This is a genomic window from Paracoccus lutimaris (assembly GCF_003337565.1).
GTDB classification, from domain to species: domain Bacteria; phylum Pseudomonadota; class Alphaproteobacteria; order Rhodobacterales; family Rhodobacteraceae; genus Paracoccus; species Paracoccus lutimaris.
Window position 1 is genome coordinate 1 of sequence record NZ_QPJL01000005.1, and the last position, 17,530, is coordinate 17,530.

The window sequence follows — 17,530 nt, forward strand, 5'->3', positions numbered from 1 at the left end:
CCCCAGCTGGTTCAAGCCGGGGCAAGGTTGCACATGGGTCAATTCTCAATGACAATTTCCGCTGTTGCCGGGTCAAATCTCAGTGGCAATCAACAGTCCTCGCGCCTGACGTTGCGCCTTCTTCCCAACCCCATTTGAGTTCTCCTCTGGCCCAAGCGAAAGGACCAGAGATGAAGCGCAGCAGGCTCACCGAAGAGCAGATCATCGGCATTCTGCAAGAGCTCGAGGCCGGGGTTTCGGTCGCCCATCTGTGCCGCAAGCACGGCGTCAGCGATGCGACCGTCTACAAGTGGACGACCAAGTATGGCGCAGGGATGTCAGTGAGGCCAAGCGCCTGAAGGGTCTCGAGGACGAGCACGCCCATCTGAAGCGGCTGTTGGCTGACGCGATGCTCGACAATGACGCGCTGAAGGGTTTCTTGTGGAAAAAGTGCCGACGCCCGCTGCGAAGCGGCAGGCGGTCACGCATCTGATGGCAGGCCACGGGATGAGCGGGCGGCGGGCAAGCCGACCCAGAACGCTTTCGTCGAGAGCGGCAAGGGCCGCCTGCGTGGCGAACTCTTGAACGAGCCCCTGTTCCCGTCGCTGAACTATGCAGCGCGAGCAGTGGTGACTTGCCTGCAAAGCGAGATCTCGTTTTGGTGCTGCTGCAAAATCGTCGCGAGGCATAGAGATTGGCTTTTCCCAATCGTATCATGCGTTTCGAGAATATTGGCGTGCCTCAATAATGTCATTGCTGGGAACCAGAAACACAGCCTGTCTTGCAGATCGCTCAAGCGGGCAGTTCTGTATGCGCGATCAGGGGGGCGTCCGCCGGACCTTTGCAAAGCCGTGATCAATCGCAACGAAGCGCTCCAGCATCGGTACGACCAGCTTGGCGGGTTCGACCGGCATGCCGCCCTCGGTCAGCAGACGGCCGAAATCGGTGACGTCACGATGGAGCGCCGCCGGCAGCTCCACCGTCACCTTTACGGGTTTGTCGTCGGCAATGGGCCGAGTTTCATCTTGGTCATCTGGCAGGATCAGGTGAACTCTTGAGAGGCGCCGCTGGCTGGCAAAACCGCGGATAACGGGCGCCGCTTCGCTGCGGCGCAGGAGCTGGCCCGCCTGCGGGGGATTGCGCAATCTGTCTGCGTCACGCGTCGCAGCGCATCGACATGGTGCAGCGCCGTGACGGTAGCGCCGTGACGGTAGCGCCGAGCCACCTCGCAGCCCTGGCGATCCGGTCAAGACGAATACGATCGCTCTAGGCGTTGCGCTTGCGGCGGCGTTTCTGGGCGCGTTTGACCTCGGCAAGCCGCGATTGCGTGGCGCGCTTGCGCATCGGCCCCTTGGCCCCGCCGCGCCCGCGCCCGCTGCCTTGCGGCAGGGGCCGGCCCTCGACCTCCAGCAGTTCCAGCATCAAGCCGCCGGTCAGCGGCACGGCCTCGGAGAGGCGCACGGTGACGCGCTGGCCGATGCCGATTTCCAGCCCGGTTTCCGAGCCCAGCAGGATCTGCTGATCGGGGTCATAATGGAAATATTCGCGCCCGATCTCGCGGATCGGCAGCAGGCCATCGGCGCCGGTCTCGTCCAGCCGCACGAAGGCGCCGAATTTCTGCACGCCGCTGATGCGGCCGCTGAATTCGGCCCCGACGCGATCGGCCAGATAGGCGGCCAGATAGCGGTCGGTGGTGTCGCGTTCGGCCGCCATCGAGCGGCGCTCGGTCTCGCTGATCTGCTTGGCGGTGTCCGAGAGATTCTCGATATCCCAATGCGACAGCCCGTCATCGCCCCATTTGTGGCCCAGGATCAGCGCCCGATGCACGATCAGGTCCGAATAGCGCCGGATGGGCGAGGTGAAATGCGCGTAAGACCGCAAGGCCAGCCCGAAATGGCCATAGTTTTCCGGGTGATAATAAGCCTGCTGCATGCTGCGCAGCGCGGTCATGTTGATCAGCTCGTCGAAATCGGTGCCGCCGGCCTGTTCCAGCAGCCGGTTCAGGTGCCGGGTCTGCAGGACCTGCCCCTTGGCCAGCGTAAAGCCCGAGGCCTCGGCCACCTCGCGCAGCGCGTCCAGTTTCTCGGCGGTCGGCTCTTCGTGGACGCGGTACAGCAGCGGGCGGCGCAGGCGTTCCAACTCCTCGGCGGCGGCGACATTGGCCAGCACCATGAATTCCTCGATCAGCTTGTGGGCGTCAAAGCGGTCGCGGAAATTCACGGATTTCACCCGCCCGTCCGGGGTCAGGATGATCTTGCGTTCGGGCAGGTCCAGTTCCAGCGGCTGACGGCGCGCACGGGCCGCCTTCAGCAGCTCATAGGCGCCCCAAAGCGGGCGGATGACGTTATAGACCAGAGGTTCGGTCTGCGCGTCGGGATTGCCGTCGGCGGCGGCCTGCGCCTGTTCATAGCTCAGGCTCGCGGCCGAGCGCATCATGGCGCGATGAAAGCTGTGGCCGGTCTTGTTGCCCTGCGCGTCCAGCCGCATCTTGACCGCGATGATCGGGCGGTCGACGCCTTCGTGCAGCGAGCACAGGTCACCCGACAGGATATCGGGCAGCATCGGCACCACGCGGTCGGGGAAATAGGTCGAGTTCCCGCGCTTTCGCGCCTCGCGGTCCAGCGCCGAACCGGGGGTGACGTAATGGGCCACATCGGCGATGGCGACCCAGATCGTGGCGCCGCCGTCATCATGCAATTCCGCAGCCACCGCGTCGTCATGATCGCGCGCATCCGAGGGGTCGATGGTGACCAGAGGCAGATGGCGCAGATCCTCGCGCCCTTTCAGGCTGGCTGGCTTGGCGGCATCGGCTTGCGCAATCACGTCATCGGGGAAATCGTCGGGAATGCCGTGCTGGTGAATGGCAATCAGGCTGACCGCGCGCGGCGCCGAAGGATCGCCCAGCCGCTCGATGATCCGCGCCATCGGCAGGCCAAGGCGGCCACGCGGACCGGCCTGCTCGGCCTCGACCAGCTCGCCGTCCTTGGCGCCATGGGCATCGCCCGGACGCACCTGCCATTCCTTGTCCGAACCCTTGTCGATGGGCAGGATGCGGCCGCCGGCCTCGGGGCCATTGCGGCTTTCGCGATAGATGCCGACGACGCGATGCTGGACGGTGCCGATGCGGCGGATCAGCCGGGCCTGATAGTCGTGATCTTCCTCGCCCCGGGTCTCGATCAGGCGGGCCAGAATGCGTTCGCCCGCGCCGATGGCCGGATCGGATTTCAGCGGCGCATAGAGAATGCGCGGCATCGGCGCGTCGCCATGCCATTCCAGCGGCTTGGCAAAGATATCGCCATCGGCATCGGGGGGCAAAAGCTGCAGCACCGTGACCGGTGGCAGGCGCTCGGCGTCCAGATAGTGGCGGCGGCGGCGCTCAAGCAGGCCCTCGGCCTCAAGTTCCTTGAGGATGCGCTTGAGCTCGATGCGCTCGGCGCCCTTGATGTTGAAGGCTTTCGCGATGTCGCGTTTCGCGGTCGCCTCGGGATGGGCCGAAACCCAGTCGAGGATGTCTTGTCGGGAAGGAAGCTGTGCCATGGCGCCACGCTAGCACGGCGCAATGACGCGCGGCAGAGGCAAAATCAGGCCCCGCGCGGCACGTCCTGCGGCAGCGTGATGAAGGCCACGGCGTCGCGAACGATGGGATCGGCCTTGGCCCCGGCCTGCAGCGCGGCGATCAGGTCGGCGCGCATGCGATAGGTCCAGCTGTCATTGATATGGGCGGCGACGGCCTCGGCCGGGGGGCGGTCGGGCTGGCTGCGAAAGAAATCGGCCATCTGGCCGGCCATGCGGATCAGCTTGGACGCGGGATCGGACATCAGAAACCTCGGCTGCCGGCGATGCGCCGGGGATGGGTGTAAAGATCAAAGACCGCGCCCCGCGCCCGCGCGATCAGCGTCAGGCCCGCGCGCCCGGCCCAGTCCAGCGCAAGGCCCGTGGGGGCGCTGGCGCCGATCAGGACCGGCGCGCCGATGCGGGCGGCCTTTTGCACCAGATCGACCGACAGGCGCGAGGACATGACGATGGCCCCCTGCCCGGCATCGACGCCCGCCTGCGCCAAGGCACCGGCCAGCTTGTCCAGCGCATTGTGGCGGCCGACATCCTCGCGGGTGATGGCGCGGCGGCCGTCCCAGAAGGCGGCGCCGTGGATGGCGGGCGTGATCCGGCGCAGGACCTGCCCCTCGGCCAGCGCGTCCATGGCGCGGCCGACATCCTCGGGCGGCATCGACCAGTCGGATGCCACCGGCACCACCTGCGGCAGCGCCGCCGCGATGCTGTCCACGCCGCAAAGCCCGCAGCCCACCGGCCCGACCATGCTGCGCCGGCGTTCGGCCAGACCGGCGGCAAGGCCGGGACGCAGCCACAGCCGCGCCTCGCGCGCGGGGAAACCGCCGGCCTCGACCTCGACGTCCTCATAGTCCTGAATATCGGCGGGGCTGGCGATCAGCCCCTCGGTCAGGGCAAAACCCAGCGCGAAATCGCGCAGGTCATGGGGCGTGGCCATCAGCACCGCCTGAGACATGCCGTCGATGACGATGGCTACGGGGCATTCCTGCGGCTCGGGCGGCGGCGCGACGGGATGCCAGCCATCCTGCCAGCGCAGCGCGCCGCCGGGCTGATCCTTCATCGGCGTGTCACTCTGCGGCCTCGGGCAGGATGCGGCGGGCGATCTCGGAATGATGGCGATACTCCTCTTGCCATTCTGACGGGCCGTTCGAGGGGCTGACCTGCACGGCCGTCACCTTGAATTCGGGACAGTTCGTCGCCCAGTCGGAATTGTCGGTCGTCACTACATTGGCCTGAGTCGCCGGATGATGGAAGGTCGTATAGACAACGCCCGGCGCCACCCGCTCGGTGATCCGGGCCCGCAGCGTGGTTTCCCCCGAGCGCGAGGCCACCCGCACCCAGTCGCCATCCCGCAAGCCCCGGTTCTCGGCATCCGAGGGATGGATTTCCAGCACGTCCTCGGGGTGCCAGACCACGTTGTCGGTTCGCCTTGTCTGCGCGCCGACATTGTATTGCGACAGGATCCGCCCGGTGGTCAGCAACAGCGGGAAGCGGGCGCCGGTGCGTTCCTCGGTCGCGACATATTCGGTATGGATGAAGCGCCCCTTGCCGCGCACGAAGCCGTCCACATGCATCAGGGGCGTGCCCAGCGGCGCATCGGCATTGCAGGGCCATTGCACCGAGCCTTCGCGGTCCAGCAGGTCATAGCTGACGCCCGAGAAGCTGGGCGTGGTCATGGCGATTTCGGCCATGATCTCGCGCGGGTGGGCATAGTTCCAGCCGGCGCCCATGCGATTGGCCAGCATCTGGGTGATTTCCCAGTCCTCATGGCCGTTTCTGGGCGTCACCGCGCGGCGCACCATGTTGATGCGGCGCTCGGCATTGGTGAAGGTGCCGTCCTTTTCCAGAAAGGACGAGCCGGGCAGGAACACATGCGCGTAGTTCGAGGTCTCGTTCAGGAACAGGTCATGGACGATGACGATATCCATGGCCGCCAGCGCCGAGGTCACATGGCTGGTATCGGGGTCCGACTGGACGATATCCTCGCCCTGGCAGTAAAGGCCGCGGAAACGTCCGGCCAGGGCCTCGTCGAACATGTTGGGGATGCGCAGGCCCGGCTCATCGGACAAGGGCACGCCCCAGACCCGTTCATAGATCGTCCGCGTCGCCGCATCCGAGACATGGCGATAGCCCGGATATTCATGCGGGAACGACCCCATGTCGCAAGAGCCCTGCACGTTGTTCTGGCCGCGCAGCGGGTTCACGCCGGTGCCCGGCACGCCGATATTGCCGCACATCATGGCAAGGTTCGCGATCGCCATGACCGTGGTCGAGCCCTGCGAATGCTCGGTCACGCCAAGGCCGTAATAGATGCTGGCGCGGGGCGCGAGCGCATAGGCGCGGGCGGCGCGGCGGATCAGGTCGGCCGGAACCTTGCTGAGCTTTTCTACCTCGTCGGGGCCGTGGCGCGGATCGGCAAGGAATTCGGCATAGGCCATGAATTCGTCCCAGTCGCAGCGGCTGCGGATGAATTCCTCGTCGTAAAGCTTTTCGGCGACGATGACATGGGCCAGCGCGGTCAGCACGGCGACATTGGTGCCGGGGCGCAGGGGCAGATGCAGCCCCTCGCCCATATGCGGGGTGGAGAGCAGGTCGATCTCGCGCGGGTCAAGGACGATCAGCCCCGCCCCCTGCCGCAGCCGCTTGCGCAGCCGGCTGGCAAAGACCGGATGGCCGTCGGTCGGATTGGCGCCGATGACCAGCGCCAGATCGGTATCGTCGACCGAATCGAAATCATGCGTCCCGGCCGAGGTGCCAAAGGCCGTCTTCAGCCCGTATCCGGTTGGCGAATGGCAGACACGGGCGCAGGTATCGGTGTTGTTGTTGCCGAAAACCGCGCGGGCCAGTTTCTGGACCAGATAGGTTTCCTCATTCGTGCAGCGCGACGAGGTGATGACGCCGATGGCGTCGCGCCCGTGATCGCTTTGTGCCTGCCGCAGACGCGATGCGGCGAAATCCAGCGCCTCGTCCCAGCCGACCACGCGCCACGGGTCCTGGATATTCTCGCGGATCATCGGCTGGGTCTGACGGTCGCCATGGCTGGTATAGCCCCAGGCAAAGCGGCCCTTGACGCAGCTATGGCCGCGATTGGCCTTGCCATCGCGGCTGGGGACCATGCGCACGACCTCTTCGCCGCGCATATGCGCGTCAAAGGAACAGCCGACCCCGCAATAGGCGCAGGTGGTCTTGACGATATGTTCGGGGGTGCCGATCTCGATCACCTTGTTCTCGATCAGCGTCGCGGTCGGGCAGACCTGCACGCAGGCCCCGCAACTGACGCAATCCGAGCTGAGGAAATCGTCGCTTTCCATCCCCGCCGAGACCCGGCTGTCAAAGCCCCGCCCCTCGATGGTCAGCGCGAAAGTGCCCTGCACCTCCTCGCAGGCGCGCACGCAGCGCGAACAGACGATGCATTTCGCCGGATCAAAGGTGAAATAGGGGTTCGACTGATCCTTGGGCCGGTATTCGGGATTGAGCGCCCCGGCCTCGCGCTGCATGAAATGGTTCGCGCCGGGGTCAAAGCGCACCTCGCGCAGGCCCACCGCGCCGGCCATGTCCTGCAATTCGCAATCGCCATTGGCGGCGCAAGTCAGGCAGTCCAGCGGGTGGTCGCTGATGTAAAGCTCCATCACGCCCTTGCGGATGCGGGCGATATCGTCGGTCTGGGTATGGACGACCATGCCTTCGGCCACCGGCGTCGTGCAGGAGGCGGGCGTGCCACGCATGCCGTCGATGGCCACCACGCAGAGCCGGCATGAGCCAAAGGCGCTGACATGATCGGTGGCACAAAGCTTGGGCACGCTGATTCCGGCCTCGGCGGCGGCGCGCATGACGCTGGTGCCGGCGGGAACGCTGACCTTGATGCCGTCCACGGTCAGGCTGACGATGGTGTCGGAATGGACCGCTGGCGTGCCCATGTCGCGGTCGGGAATGATGAAATCCTTCATTCTGCGGCCTCCTTGCGCGGCTGGCCGCGCCCGCTGAAGTCATCGGGGAAATGGGTCAGCGCCGACATCACCGGAAAGGGCGCAAAGCCCCCCAATGCGCAAAGCGAGCCCCATTTCATCGTGTTGCACAGATCGGTCAGGATCGGGATCGCGTCCGGATCGCCCGCGGCAATGCGGTCGATGGTCTCGACGCCCCGGACCGAGCCGATCCTGCAGGGCGTGCATTTCCCGCAGGATTCGACAGCGCAGAATTCCATGGCAAAGCGCGCCAGTTTCAGCATGTCGGCGCAGTCGTCAAAGACGGTGATGCCGGCATGACCCAAAAGCCCGTCCTTGCCCGCCAGTTCCTCATAGCCAAAGGGCACGTCGAATTCCCAATGCGGGATATATGAGCCAAGCGGCCCCCCGACCTGCGCCGCCTTGACCGGGCGGCCGCTGGCGGTGCCGCCGCCGATCTCATTGACGATCTGGCCCAGCGTCATGCCGAAGGCCGCCTCGTAAAGCCCGCCATGGCGGACATTTCCGGCAATCTGAATCGGGATCGTGCCCTTGGACCGCCCGATCCCCAAGGCGGCATATGCCGCCCCGCCATGCGCCATGATCCACGGCACCGAGGCCAATGAGATCACGTTATTGACCACCGTGGGCCGGCCCAGAAACCCTTCCAGCGCCGGGATCGGGGGCTTGGCGCGCACGGTGCCGCGCTTGCCCTCAAGGCTGTTCAGCAGGCTGGTTTCCTCGCCGCAGACATAGGCCCCCGCACCGACGCGGACCTCCATGTCATAGGCGTGGCCTGAGCCAAGGACCGAAGGCCCCAGCAGCCCCGCCTGCCGCGCGACCGTGATCGCCGCCTGCATCTGGCGGATCGCATCGGGATATTCGCTGCGGATATAGACATAGCCGCGCGTGGCGCCCACGGCGATACCGGCAATCGCCATGCCCTCGATCAGGGTCAGCGGATCGCCCTCCATCAGCATCCGGTCGGCGAAACTGCCGCTGTCGCCCTCATCGGCATTGCAGATGATGTATTTCTGCGCCGCTTTCGCGCCCGCCACGGTCTTCCACTTGATCCCGGTCGGAAAACCCGCCCCGCCGCGCCCGCGCAGGCCGGAGGCCGTGACCTCCTCGACGGTCTTTTCCGGTCCCAGATCAAGGGCGCGCCGCAGCCCTGCCAGACCGCCATGCGCCTCGTATTCAGTGGTGGACATCGGGTCGATCACGCCCACGCGGGCAAAGGTCAGCCGCGTCTGCCCACGCATCCATGACAGTTCCTCGACCGGGCCCAAGGCCAGCGGGTGATCGCCGCCCGTGCGGATCACCTCGGCAAGCCCCGCGACATCCTCGGGCGCCACCGGCCCATAGCCATAACGCAGCCCGTCGCGTTCGACCTCGACCAAAGGCTCAAGCCAGACCATGCCGCGCGTGCCATTGCGGGTGATCTGCGCATCGGGCAGCGCACGGGCCAGCGCATCCGCCACCTCATCCGCGCCCACGGCCCTTGCGGCGGCATCGACAGGAACCCAGACCCTCATGCCCCCACCTCGGCCACCAGCCGCGTCAGCTTTGCCAGATCGGCGCGCCCGACCAGCCGCTGATCCATCTGGGCCGAGGGCGCACAGGCGCAAAGCCCCAGACAAAAGACCGGCTCCAGCGTCAGCCGCCCATCCGGCGTGGTTTCGTGGAAATCGATCCCCAGCGCGGCGCGAAGCTGATCGGCCAGCGCATCCGCGCCCATCGACTGACAGGCCTCGGCCCGGCACAGCCGCAGCACATGCCGCCCGGCGGGGGCTTCGCGGAAATCATGATAAAAGCTGACCACGCCATGGACCTCGGCCCGCGTCAGGCCAAGCGCCGCTGCGATCACCGGCTGCGCCTCCTGCGGGATATAGCCCCATTCGGCCTGAATATCGTGCAGGATCGGCAACAATGGCCCCTCGCGGTCGCGATGCAGGGCGACGATCGCATCAAGGCGCTCGCGGATGTCAGCGGAATTCGCTGTCAGGGTCATGGCTGGGCAGGTCCTGGCTCATTGCAATGCCCAACCAGCCTAGACCCCTACGATAGTCGAAACAATCGCGATGTCCCGTCTATTGATTGAAGTTCTCAATCAATTCGGCGGCCTTCAGCAGCGCATCGACCAAAGGCGGATGCGGCTCGCGCCGCGCCGTCACCAGCCCGACCATATGGCCCGCACCGGCCAGCGGTCGCGCCCGGACACCATGCGGCAAGGGCAGGCCCTGGGCCAGCGATTGCGGCAGGATCGCGGCCCAGTCGCCGCTGGCCACATGCGACAGGATCGCCAGCATCGAGGTCGACTCGACCCGCGGCATCGCGTCCGCCCCCGCCTCCAGCAGATGGCGGGTGACGATGCGGCGGTTCTGCATGTCCGGCGTCAGCAGGCACAGGGGCCGCCCGGCCGCCTCGGTCCAGTCGACCGGCCCGGTCTCGGCATCGCGCGACACCAGACAATAGGTCTCGCGGTAAAGCGGTCGGCTCTGCACCCGGCCCAAGGGCTCGCTGTCCAGATAGGTGACGCCGGCATCCAGCTCCAGCGCCTCGATCTGGTCGCGGATCTCGTCGGAGCTGCGCGACAGGATCGACACGCCGGCATTCGGATGGCGGCGCAAAAACGGCCCGGTCAATTCGGCAATGCGCGGCATGGCGGTCGGAATGACCCCCAGCCGCAGCAGCCCGGAAACCCCCTTGCGGCTGGCAGCCATCTCGGCCTGCATGGCGCGGGCATCGCCGACGATCCGCCGCGCCCAGTCCAGCACCCGCTCCCCCTCGGGGGTCAGCCCCTGATAGTGCGAGCCGCGCCGCACCAGTTGCACGCCCAGTTGCTCTTCCAAGGCCTTGATCGCGGATGACAAGGACGGCTGGGTGATGCCAAGCGCCTCGGCCGCGCGGCCGAAATGCTCTTCGCGCACCAGAACCATGAACATGGACAGCCGGTCGATCATCAGGCCTCCCGCCGCCCTCTTTCATGTCCAAATATCCTGCGGGGGTCCGGGGGCGCAAAGCCCCCGGTCCGGCAGATCAGACGATCTCGACGGCGTATTTCTCGATCACGGTATTGGCCAGCAGCCCCTCGCACATGCGGGCAACCTCGGCCTTGGCCGCCTCGGCATCGCCCGAGGTCAGGTCAAGTTCGATCACCTTGCCCTGACGCACGCCCGAGACGCCCTGAAAGCCAAGCCCGCCCAGGGCATGGCGGATCGCCTCGCCCTGCGGGTCCAGAACGCCATCCTTCAGCATGATGGTGACACGAGCCTTAAGGGGGGCTTTCATCGGCGGGCCTTTCAGTTGATCAAAGTGGGCTTGGTCAGCGTGGTGGTATTGGCAGGCATCAGGCCCAGCCGGCGGGCCACCTCGGTATAGGCGTCCGTCAGGCTGCCCAGATCGCGGCGGAACACGTCCTTGTCGAGCTTCTGCCCGGTCTTGACGTCCCAAAGCCGGCAGGAATCCGGGCTGATCTCGTCGGCGACGACCAGGCGCATGAAATCGCCGTCCCAGATGCGGCCGATCTCGATCTTGAAGTCGATCAGCTTGATCCCGGCGCCAAAGAACACACCCGACAGGAAGTCGTTCACACGCAGCGCCAGGCTGACGATATCGTCCAGATCCTGCTGGCTGGCCCAGCCGAATGCGATGATATACTCCTCGGACACAAAGGGATCGCCCAACTCGTCGTTCTTGAAACTGTACTCGACGATCGGGCGCGGCAGGGGCGTGCCCTCCTCCATGCCCAGACGCTTGGCGATGGAACCGGCGGCGAAATTGCGGACAATCACCTCCAGCGGAATGATCTCGACCTGACGCACCAGCTGCTCGCGCATGTTGATGCGGCGGATGAAGTGGTTCGGCACGCCGATATTGGTCAGCCCGGTCATGAAGAATTCGGACAGGCGGTTGTTCAGCACCCCCTTGCCCTCGATCGTGGCCTTTTTCTGGGCATTGAAGGCAGTGGCGTCATCCTTGAAATACTGGATCAGGGTGCCCGGCTCGGTGCCTTCGTAAAGGATCTTGGCCTTGCCTTCGTAGATTTTCTTGCGCCTTGGTGCCATGCTGCGCGTCTCCCGTGTGCAAGGTGACCGTCATTCCTTAGCGCCTATAGGCCAGAAACGGGGTCCGGGGCAATACGGGGCGCAAGACGGACCCCCGGAAAGACACAGCGGAAAGGTTCCGCAAACCAGTTCCCGCGATACAGGCTTGCGATGCGGCGTGCGGCTGGGCATATCCTGTTGTATAATCAAGAAACACCCAAGCCGGAGGCCGCCATGACCACCTTTGATGACCGCGAGCGCGCGCAAGAGGCGAAATTCGCCTATGATGCCGAGCTGAACTTCAAGGCCGAAGCGCGGCGCAACCGCCTGCTGGGCGAATGGGCCGCCGGCCTTCTGGGCAAAAAGGGCGACGATGCGCGCTCATACGCCCTGACCATCGTCAGTTCGGATTTCGACGAGCCGGGCGATGAGGACGTGTTCCGCAAGCTGGCCCATGACCTTGCCGATTTCGCCGAGGAAGCCGCGATCCGCGCCAAGATGGTCGAGCTGCGCGCTGTCGCCCGCCAGCAGATCGTCGACGAGATCTGATCCCGCGCCAGGCGCCATGCAGATGACAATACGCCCCGGACAGCCCGGGGCGTTCGCGTCCTTGACCGGCGGTTCTCAGGCAGCCGCCCGGGCCACGCGCGGATAAAGCCGCCACATGGTCAGCCCGCGGATCGCATTCAGCCCCATCAGCGCCGCCCACAGGCCATGATTGCCGAAAGCCATCGGCAGCACCGCGACCAGCAGCGCGTAACAGCCGACCGAGATCAGCATGGCGTCGCGCATCTCGCGCGTGCGGGTGGCGCCGATGAAGATGCCGTCCAGCATCCATGAGGCGATGCCGATCAGCGGCGCCGCGACCAGCCAGGGCAGGTAAAGCCGCGCCTCGGCCCGCACCTCTGCCGAGGTGGTCAACAGATCGATGATCGCGGGACCGGCCAGCGCAAAGACCGCCGACATCAGCGCCGCCCCCGCCACGCCCCATGCCGAGGTGACCGCGACGGCGCGGCGCAGCCGTTCGGGACGGCGCGCCCCGACCGCCTGCCCGACCAGGGATTCGGCGGCAAAGGCAAACCCGTCAAGCCCATAGGCGACAATGCTGAGAAATTGCAGCAGGACCTGATTGGCGGCCAGCGCCACATCGCCCTGCCCCGCGCCCAGAAACATGAAGCTGGTGAACGCGCCCTGCAACAGGACCGAGCGGATCATGATATCGCCATTGACGCGGACCAGTTCCACCAGCCGCTCGCGCGCCCAGATCCCACCCCGGCGCAGGGCCGCGCGCAAGGCGTGCCGGGCCAGCACCAATCCCAGCGCCAGCCCGGACCATTCCGCGATCAGCGTGGCCAGCGCGACGCCGCCGACACCCCAGCCAAGCCCCAGCACGAACCACAGGTCCAGCCCGACATTCAGCCCGTTCATCAGCAATTGCAGCGCCAGCACGGCCCGCGTCCGCTCGATGGCGATCAGCCAGCCGGTGATGGCGTAAAGCGCGATGGTCGCGGGCGCACCCCAGATGCGGATCGCAAGGTATTGCCGGGCCAGCGCCTCGACCTCGGGCGAGGCCGGCGCCAGCCGGAAGGCGCCGGCAAAGATCGGCACATGCAGCAGCATCAGCGCCAGCCCCGCCGCCAGCCCGATCCCCAACGCGCGGGCCAGATGCGCGCCCGCCTCGCCCTGATCGCCCGCGCCATGGGACTGCGCCACCAGCCCCGAGGTACCCATGCGCAAAAAGCCGAAAATCCAGTAGATCGAGGCCAGGATCACCGCGCCGATGCCGACCGCGCCAATCGGTTCGGGTCGGCCCAGTTGGCCGACGACGCCGGTATCGACCGCACCCAGAATCGGGATCGTGGCGTTGGAAAGGACGATGGGCAGCGCGATGGCCAGAACCCGGCGGTGGCTGATCTCGCGCCCCGGGGCCGGTTCGGCCATGCCTGCGTCAGCCATCCTGCGGCATCAGGAAATGCCCGGTCGCCTGCGCGAACAGCTTGGTGCGCTGGTCCTGCCATGCCTCGACATGGACGCTGGCATAGCGCCGCCCGGAGCGCACCACCCGCGCCCGCGCATAGGCGTCGCGCGGCAGGCCCGAGCGCAGGTAATCGACGGTAAAGTCGATGGTCTTGGGCAGGCGCGGCAGGCTTTCTGGGACCGAGGCATCGGGGGCGATGCGGCCCTCCTCCATGTCCTCCCAGATCGCGGTCCAGGTCAGCTCGACGATGCAGGTCACCTCAAGAAAGGCGGCCGTCACCCCGCCATGGATCGCCGGCAGCAGCGGATTACCGATCAGCTTTTCGTCAAAGGGCAGCACGGCGGTCAACTCGTCGCCACGGCGGTCGAAGACCATGCCCAGCCAGCGGATATAGGGTACGCCCGAGACCAGCGCATTCAGCGCGTTGTTGCGGCGTGACTTGATCGCGGCAAGGGGTTCGTTGCGGGGGGCCATGTCAGCGCTCAAGCGTAAAGGCGCCGGTGGCCGAGGCCACGGGGCGGGTTTCGTCCTCGTCCATCGCCACGGCGCGCACAAACGCGACCGAGCGGGTGACGTGATAGCATTCGGCGCGGGCGCGGATCACCTGTCCGGGCGTCGCGCCGCGCATATAGTCGATGCGCAGATCGATGGTCGCGGTCGAACGCGGCCCGACCGGATGCGCCATCACCGCCGCGCCACTGCAAGTGTCCATCAGCGCCGAGACGACGCCGCCATGGATCACCCCGCTGCGCGGATCGCCGACCAGCTCGGCATTCCACGGCAACGAGATCACCGCCCCCTCGGGGCCGATATCCTCAAGCACCATGCCAAGGGCGCGCGCATGCGGAATCGCCTCGATGAATTGGCGCGCGATGCGCCGGCGCTGTTCGCGCTGCTCGTCCTCTGACTGCCTTGTCATCCGTTTCCGCCAAACCTTGCGTGATCTTGCGGCATGGTATCAGCGCCCATCCGGCTGGCAAGCCCGCTGCGGTGGTTGAGTTTGATTCGCCAGCACGTTACGCTGAACGTCATGCGCATCCGACCACAGAGATTTCCGATGCCCGATAGCGAATATATAAGTTTCAAAGATATGTGCGGCCGTTTCGACGTCACGCCCAGAACCTTGCGTTATTATGAATATATTGAGTTGCTCAGCCCCCATAAGGAAGGCCGCTCGCGTTTTTATGGCGCGCGCGAGGTTGCCCGGATGAAGCTGATCCTGCGCGGTCGCCGCTTCGGCTTTTCGCTGGAGGACATCCGTCAATGGCTGCTGATCTATGGCGAAAAGGGAACGCGCGAGCAGTATCGTGTCTGGATCGATCTGGCCGACCGCCAGCTTGATGTCCTGCGCGAACAGCGCGACGAACTGGAAACCTCGATGAGCGACCTGCGCGCCCTGCGTGATGAGACATCAAGACTGCTGACTGAGATGGACGGTCGCGCCGAGCAAAAATAATGCAAGGCGCATCAGGCTGATTTTCATCAATATTCGCAGGATGACCCGACCCTGACGCGACGTTCCACCTTACGCGAACGTCAACCTTGCCTATATTGCGTGGCAAGTGAACGTGGTTTGGGAGGGTATCGGCCATGAGCGCCGACTTAATGACCATCCGGCAGATGTGCGACGCCTTCGATGTGACGCCGCGCACCCTGCGTTTTTATGAGTCCCGCGAACTTCTGTTTCCGCTGCGCCGCGGCCAGCACCGGCTTTACGGCCGTACCGACCGCGCCCGGCTCAAGCTGATCCTGCGCGGCAAGCGCTTCGGCTTTTCACTGGAACAGATCCGCCAGCTGCTCGAGCTTTACGACCCGGCCGAGCGCAACATCACCCAGACCGAGGCCATTCTGGCCACCGCCCGCGACAGACTGGCCGACATGGAACGCCAGCATGCAGAGCTGGGCGGCGCCATTGTCGATCTGCGCCAGCAGATCGCCGAGGGCGAAAGCCAGCTGCGCCACGTGAAATCAGAAGCCTGAAACGCAGACCCCCCGGGGAGGAACAATGACCACCTATGCCGCGCCCATCCGTGACATGCAGTTCGTGCTGCATGACCTGCTTGAGATCTCGAAGCAGGACCTTTCAGGCTATAACGAGCTTGAGCCGGAATTCACCGAGGCCATTCTGGACGCCGCCGGCAAGCTTGCCTCCGAGGTACTGGCGCCGCTGAACCGGGTCGGCGATCACGAGGGCTGCACGCTGGAGAACGGCGTCGTGCGCACGCCGACGGGGTTTCGCGCCGCCTTCGACCAGATGCGCGAGGGGGGCTGGACGGCGCTTGACTGCGACCCGGACTATGGCGGCCAGGGCATGCCCTATGTGATCGGCCTGGCTGCGGGCGAGCTGTTCTCGGCCTCGAACATGGCCTTTACCATGTATCAGGGCCTGACCCATGGCGCCTATTCGGCGATCCACGCCCATGGCTCGGACGAGCAGAAGGCGACCTATCTGCCCAAGATGGTCAGCTGCGAATGGACCGGCACCATGAACCTGACCGAGCCGCATGCCGGCACCGATCTGGGCATGCTGCGCACCAAGGCCGAGCCGCAGGACGATGGCAGCTACCTGATCAGCGGACAGAAGATCTTCATCTCGGCCGGCGATCACGACATGTCGGAAAATGTCATCCATCTGGTTCTGGCCAAGGCACCGGGCGGCGGCGAAAGCACCAAGGGCATCTCGCTGTTCATCGTGCCGAAGTTTCTGGTCAACGAAGATGGCAGCCTTGGCGCGCGCAATGCGGTCAGCGTCGGCAATCTTGAAGAAAAGATGGGCATTCACGGCAATTCGACCTGCGTGATGAACTATGACGGCGCGAAGGGCTGGCTCCTGGGCGACCTGCACAAGGGTATGCGCGCCATGTTCACCATGATGAACGAGGCCCGCCTTGGCGTCGGCCTGCAGGGCTATGCCGTGGCCGAGGCCGCCTATCAGAACGCCGTGACCTATGCCCGCGAGCGCCTTCAGGGCCGCGCGGTGACCGGCGACGCCAATCCTGCCGGGCCGGCCGATCCGCTGATCGTGCATCCCGATATCCGCCGCAACCTGATGGACCAGAAAAGCTTCCTTGAAGGCGCGCGCGCGCTGGCCTTCTGGGGCGCCTATCTGATCGACCGCGCGCGTTTGGCCGAGGACAAGACGGCGGACGACCTGATCTCGCTCCTGACGCCGGTGATCAAGGGCTTTTTGACCGACAAGGGCTTCGACTCGGCGGTGCAGGCCCAGCAGGTCTTTGGCGGCCACGGCTATATCGAGGAACAGGGCATGTCGCAATTCGTGCGCGACAGCCGCATCGCCATGATCTACGAGGGCGCGAATGGCGTGCAGGCGCTGGACCTCGTGGGCCGCAAGCTCGCGGCCGAGGGCGGCAAGCCGATCATGGCCTTCTTCGAGATGATCAAGGCCGAGATCAAGGCGCATGAGGGCGACGCAGCGCTGAAGGCCGACTTCCTCGAACCGCTGAAGTCCGCGTCAAAGGATCTGCAGGCGGCGGGGATGTATTTCATGCAGCAGGGCATGAAGGATCCGAACGCGGCGCTGTCGGGCTCCTATGATTTCATGCATCTGTTCGGGCATGTCGCGCTGGGGCTGATGTGGACCCGCATGGCCGCCGCCGCCAAGAAGGCGCTGGCCGAGGGCCGGGGCGATCGCCAGTTCTACGAGACGAAGCTGGCGACCGGGCGCTATTATATGGCGCGGCAGCTGCCGGCGACCGCCATGCATCTGGCCCGCATCCAAAGCGGCGCGGATCCGGTGATGGCGCTGGACGCCGACCGGTTCTGAACCCTTGTCCCCGCTGGCACGGCCGGATGCCTCCGGCGGGGATATTTGAATGAAGAAGAAGGGGCGGCCCCGCCTCATACGCGGCCATCGGCATCAGTGGCATGACGCGGGGCTTTCTCCTTCAGCGGTCATCGGCTTCCCAGCCTGTACCGCGCCGTCAGGATAGAAGGCGAAAGGTTGCGCAAGCGTTAACAAGGCCCATTCTTCTTCACGAAAATATCCCGGGGGGGTC

The 17,530-nt window shown here is 65.6% G+C and carries 17 protein-coding genes and 1 pseudogene; 5 read left to right on the forward strand and 13 right to left on the reverse strand.

Translation table 11 applies throughout. The features are described 5' to 3' along the window. Positions 1–170: 170 nt before the first annotated feature. Positions 171–510: pseudogene (locus DFP89_RS06090) on the forward strand (transposase); the annotation flags it as partial. 287 nt (positions 511–797) lie between these two features. Here DFP89_RS06090 and DFP89_RS06100 read toward each other — a convergent pair. The 10 genes from DFP89_RS06100 to purC form a co-directional block, all read right to left on the reverse strand. Then, positions 798–1,124, reverse strand: a complete 327-nt coding sequence (locus DFP89_RS06100; protein WP_425452640.1) for a DUF2274 domain-containing protein — start codon at positions 1,122–1,124, stop codon at positions 798–800. A gap of 121 nt (positions 1,125–1,245) precedes the next feature. After that, entirely contained in the window at positions 1,246–3,516 is a 2,271-nt protein-coding gene (gene rnr, locus DFP89_RS06105; RefSeq protein WP_114348545.1) for a ribonuclease R, read from the reverse strand. Positions 3,517–3,560: 44 nt separating this feature from the next. Next, entirely contained in the window at positions 3,561–3,797 is a 237-nt protein-coding gene (locus DFP89_RS06110; RefSeq protein WP_114348546.1) for a formate dehydrogenase subunit delta, read from the reverse strand. Continuing rightward, positions 3,797–4,606 (reverse strand): formate dehydrogenase accessory sulfurtransferase FdhD, encoded by an 810-nt coding sequence (fdhD, locus tag DFP89_RS06115; protein WP_114348547.1) that lies wholly within the window; start codon positions 4,604–4,606, stop codon positions 3,797–3,799. The genes DFP89_RS06110 and fdhD overlap by 1 nt, the downstream gene beginning before the upstream one ends. Before the next feature lie 7 nt (positions 4,607–4,613). Beyond that, positions 4,614–7,493 (reverse strand): formate dehydrogenase subunit alpha, encoded by a 2,880-nt coding sequence (fdhF, locus tag DFP89_RS06120; RefSeq protein ID WP_114348548.1) that lies wholly within the window; start codon positions 7,491–7,493, stop codon positions 4,614–4,616. Further along, positions 7,490–9,025 (reverse strand): formate dehydrogenase beta subunit, encoded by a 1,536-nt coding sequence (locus DFP89_RS06125; protein WP_114348549.1) that lies wholly within the window; start codon positions 9,023–9,025, stop codon positions 7,490–7,492. Before DFP89_RS06125 ends, fdhF begins: the two co-directional genes overlap by 4 nt. Beyond that, positions 9,022–9,501, reverse strand: coding sequence for a formate dehydrogenase subunit gamma (locus DFP89_RS06130; RefSeq protein WP_114348550.1), 480 nt, complete (start codon positions 9,499–9,501; stop codon positions 9,022–9,024). Before DFP89_RS06130 ends, DFP89_RS06125 begins: the two co-directional genes overlap by 4 nt. Before the next feature lie 79 nt (positions 9,502–9,580). After that, a complete protein-coding gene (locus DFP89_RS06135; protein ID WP_114348551.1) occupies positions 9,581–10,453 on the reverse strand; it encodes a LysR family transcriptional regulator in 873 nt (290 codons plus the stop codon). Between the two features lie 76 nt (positions 10,454–10,529). Then, positions 10,530–10,781, reverse strand: coding sequence for a phosphoribosylformylglycinamidine synthase subunit PurS (purS, locus tag DFP89_RS06140; RefSeq protein ID WP_114348552.1), 252 nt, complete (start codon positions 10,779–10,781; stop codon positions 10,530–10,532). Positions 10,782–10,792: 11 nt separating this feature from the next. Further along, positions 10,793–11,557 carry a phosphoribosylaminoimidazolesuccinocarboxamide synthase gene (gene purC, locus DFP89_RS06145; protein WP_114348553.1) on the reverse strand — a complete coding sequence of 255 codons (765 nt, stop codon included), beginning with the start codon at positions 11,555–11,557 and terminating at the stop codon, positions 10,793–10,795. A gap of 213 nt (positions 11,558–11,770) precedes the next feature. Between purC and DFP89_RS06150 the strand changes: the two genes are divergently transcribed. After that, positions 11,771–12,085 carry a DUF1476 domain-containing protein gene (locus DFP89_RS06150; protein WP_114348554.1) on the forward strand — a complete coding sequence of 105 codons (315 nt, stop codon included), beginning with the start codon at positions 11,771–11,773 and terminating at the stop codon, positions 12,083–12,085. Between the two features lie 75 nt (positions 12,086–12,160). Here the strand turns inward: DFP89_RS06150 and DFP89_RS06155 are convergent, their stop codons facing one another. The 3 genes from DFP89_RS06155 to DFP89_RS06165 are packed head-to-tail and all read right to left on the reverse strand — an operon-like array spanning position 12,161 to position 14,433. Beyond that, complete coding sequence (locus DFP89_RS06155; protein WP_114348555.1) at positions 12,161–13,477, reverse strand: MATE family efflux transporter; 1,317 nt, start codon at positions 13,475–13,477, stop codon at positions 12,161–12,163. 7 nt (positions 13,478–13,484) lie between these two features. Next, positions 13,485–13,988 (reverse strand): PaaI family thioesterase, encoded by a 504-nt coding sequence (locus DFP89_RS06160; protein WP_114348556.1) that lies wholly within the window; start codon positions 13,986–13,988, stop codon positions 13,485–13,487. A gap of 1 nt (position 13,989) precedes the next feature. Continuing rightward, positions 13,990–14,433 carry a PaaI family thioesterase gene (locus DFP89_RS06165; protein WP_114348557.1) on the reverse strand — a complete coding sequence of 148 codons (444 nt, stop codon included), beginning with the start codon at positions 14,431–14,433 and terminating at the stop codon, positions 13,990–13,992. A gap of 138 nt (positions 14,434–14,571) precedes the next feature. Between DFP89_RS06165 and DFP89_RS06170 the strand changes: the two genes are divergently transcribed. The 3 genes from DFP89_RS06170 to DFP89_RS06180 all read left to right on the forward strand — a co-directional run bounded on the left by DFP89_RS06170 (position 14,572) and on the right by DFP89_RS06180 (position 17,298). Then, positions 14,572–14,970 carry a MerR family transcriptional regulator gene (locus DFP89_RS06170; protein WP_114348558.1) on the forward strand — a complete coding sequence of 133 codons (399 nt, stop codon included), beginning with the start codon at positions 14,572–14,574 and terminating at the stop codon, positions 14,968–14,970. A 134-nt stretch (positions 14,971–15,104) separates the two neighbouring features. Beyond that, positions 15,105–15,494, forward strand: coding sequence for a MerR family transcriptional regulator (locus DFP89_RS06175; RefSeq protein WP_114348559.1), 390 nt, complete (start codon positions 15,105–15,107; stop codon positions 15,492–15,494). Positions 15,495–15,519: 25 nt separating this feature from the next. After that, positions 15,520–17,298, forward strand: coding sequence for an acyl-CoA dehydrogenase C-terminal domain-containing protein (locus DFP89_RS06180; protein ID WP_114348560.1), 1,779 nt, complete (start codon positions 15,520–15,522; stop codon positions 17,296–17,298). The last annotated feature ends 232 nt before the right edge of the window (positions 17,299–17,530 follow it).

Excerpts from the sequence above, each read along its gene's own strand:
- DFP89_RS06135 (WP_114348551.1), bottom strand. The coding sequence starts at position 10,453 with ATGATCGACCGGCTGTCCATGTTCATGGTTCTGGTGCGCGAAGAGCAT.
- purS (WP_114348552.1), bottom strand. The coding sequence starts at position 10,781 with ATGAAAGCCCCCCTTAAGGCTCGTGTCACCATCATGCTGAAGGATGGC.
- DFP89_RS06170 (WP_114348558.1), top strand. The coding sequence starts at position 14,572 with ATGCCCGATAGCGAATATATAAGTTTCAAAGATATGTGCGGCCGTTTC.
- DFP89_RS06160 (WP_114348556.1), bottom strand. The coding sequence starts at position 13,988 with ATGGCCCCCCGCAACGAACCCCTTGCCGCGATCAAGTCACGCCGCAAC.
- purC (WP_114348553.1), bottom strand. The coding sequence starts at position 11,557 with ATGGCACCAAGGCGCAAGAAAATCTACGAAGGCAAGGCCAAGATCCTT.
- DFP89_RS06150 (WP_114348554.1), top strand. The coding sequence starts at position 11,771 with ATGACCACCTTTGATGACCGCGAGCGCGCGCAAGAGGCGAAATTCGCC.
- DFP89_RS06175 (WP_114348559.1), top strand. The coding sequence starts at position 15,105 with ATGAGCGCCGACTTAATGACCATCCGGCAGATGTGCGACGCCTTCGAT.
- DFP89_RS06155 (WP_114348555.1), bottom strand. The coding sequence starts at position 13,477 with ATGGCCGAACCGGCCCCGGGGCGCGAGATCAGCCACCGCCGGGTTCTG.
- DFP89_RS06180 (WP_114348560.1), top strand. The coding sequence starts at position 15,520 with ATGACCACCTATGCCGCGCCCATCCGTGACATGCAGTTCGTGCTGCAT.
- DFP89_RS06125 (WP_114348549.1), bottom strand. The coding sequence starts at position 9,025 with ATGAGGGTCTGGGTTCCTGTCGATGCCGCCGCAAGGGCCGTGGGCGCG.
- rnr (WP_114348545.1), bottom strand. The coding sequence starts at position 3,516 with ATGGCACAGCTTCCTTCCCGACAAGACATCCTCGACTGGGTTTCGGCC.
- fdhF (WP_114348548.1), bottom strand. The coding sequence starts at position 7,493 with ATGAAGGATTTCATCATTCCCGACCGCGACATGGGCACGCCAGCGGTC.
- fdhD (WP_114348547.1), bottom strand. The coding sequence starts at position 4,606 with ATGAAGGATCAGCCCGGCGGCGCGCTGCGCTGGCAGGATGGCTGGCAT.
- DFP89_RS06110 (WP_114348546.1), bottom strand. The coding sequence starts at position 3,797 with ATGTCCGATCCCGCGTCCAAGCTGATCCGCATGGCCGGCCAGATGGCC.
- DFP89_RS06165 (WP_114348557.1), bottom strand. The coding sequence starts at position 14,433 with ATGACAAGGCAGTCAGAGGACGAGCAGCGCGAACAGCGCCGGCGCATC.
- DFP89_RS06130 (WP_114348550.1), bottom strand. The coding sequence starts at position 9,501 with ATGACCCTGACAGCGAATTCCGCTGACATCCGCGAGCGCCTTGATGCG.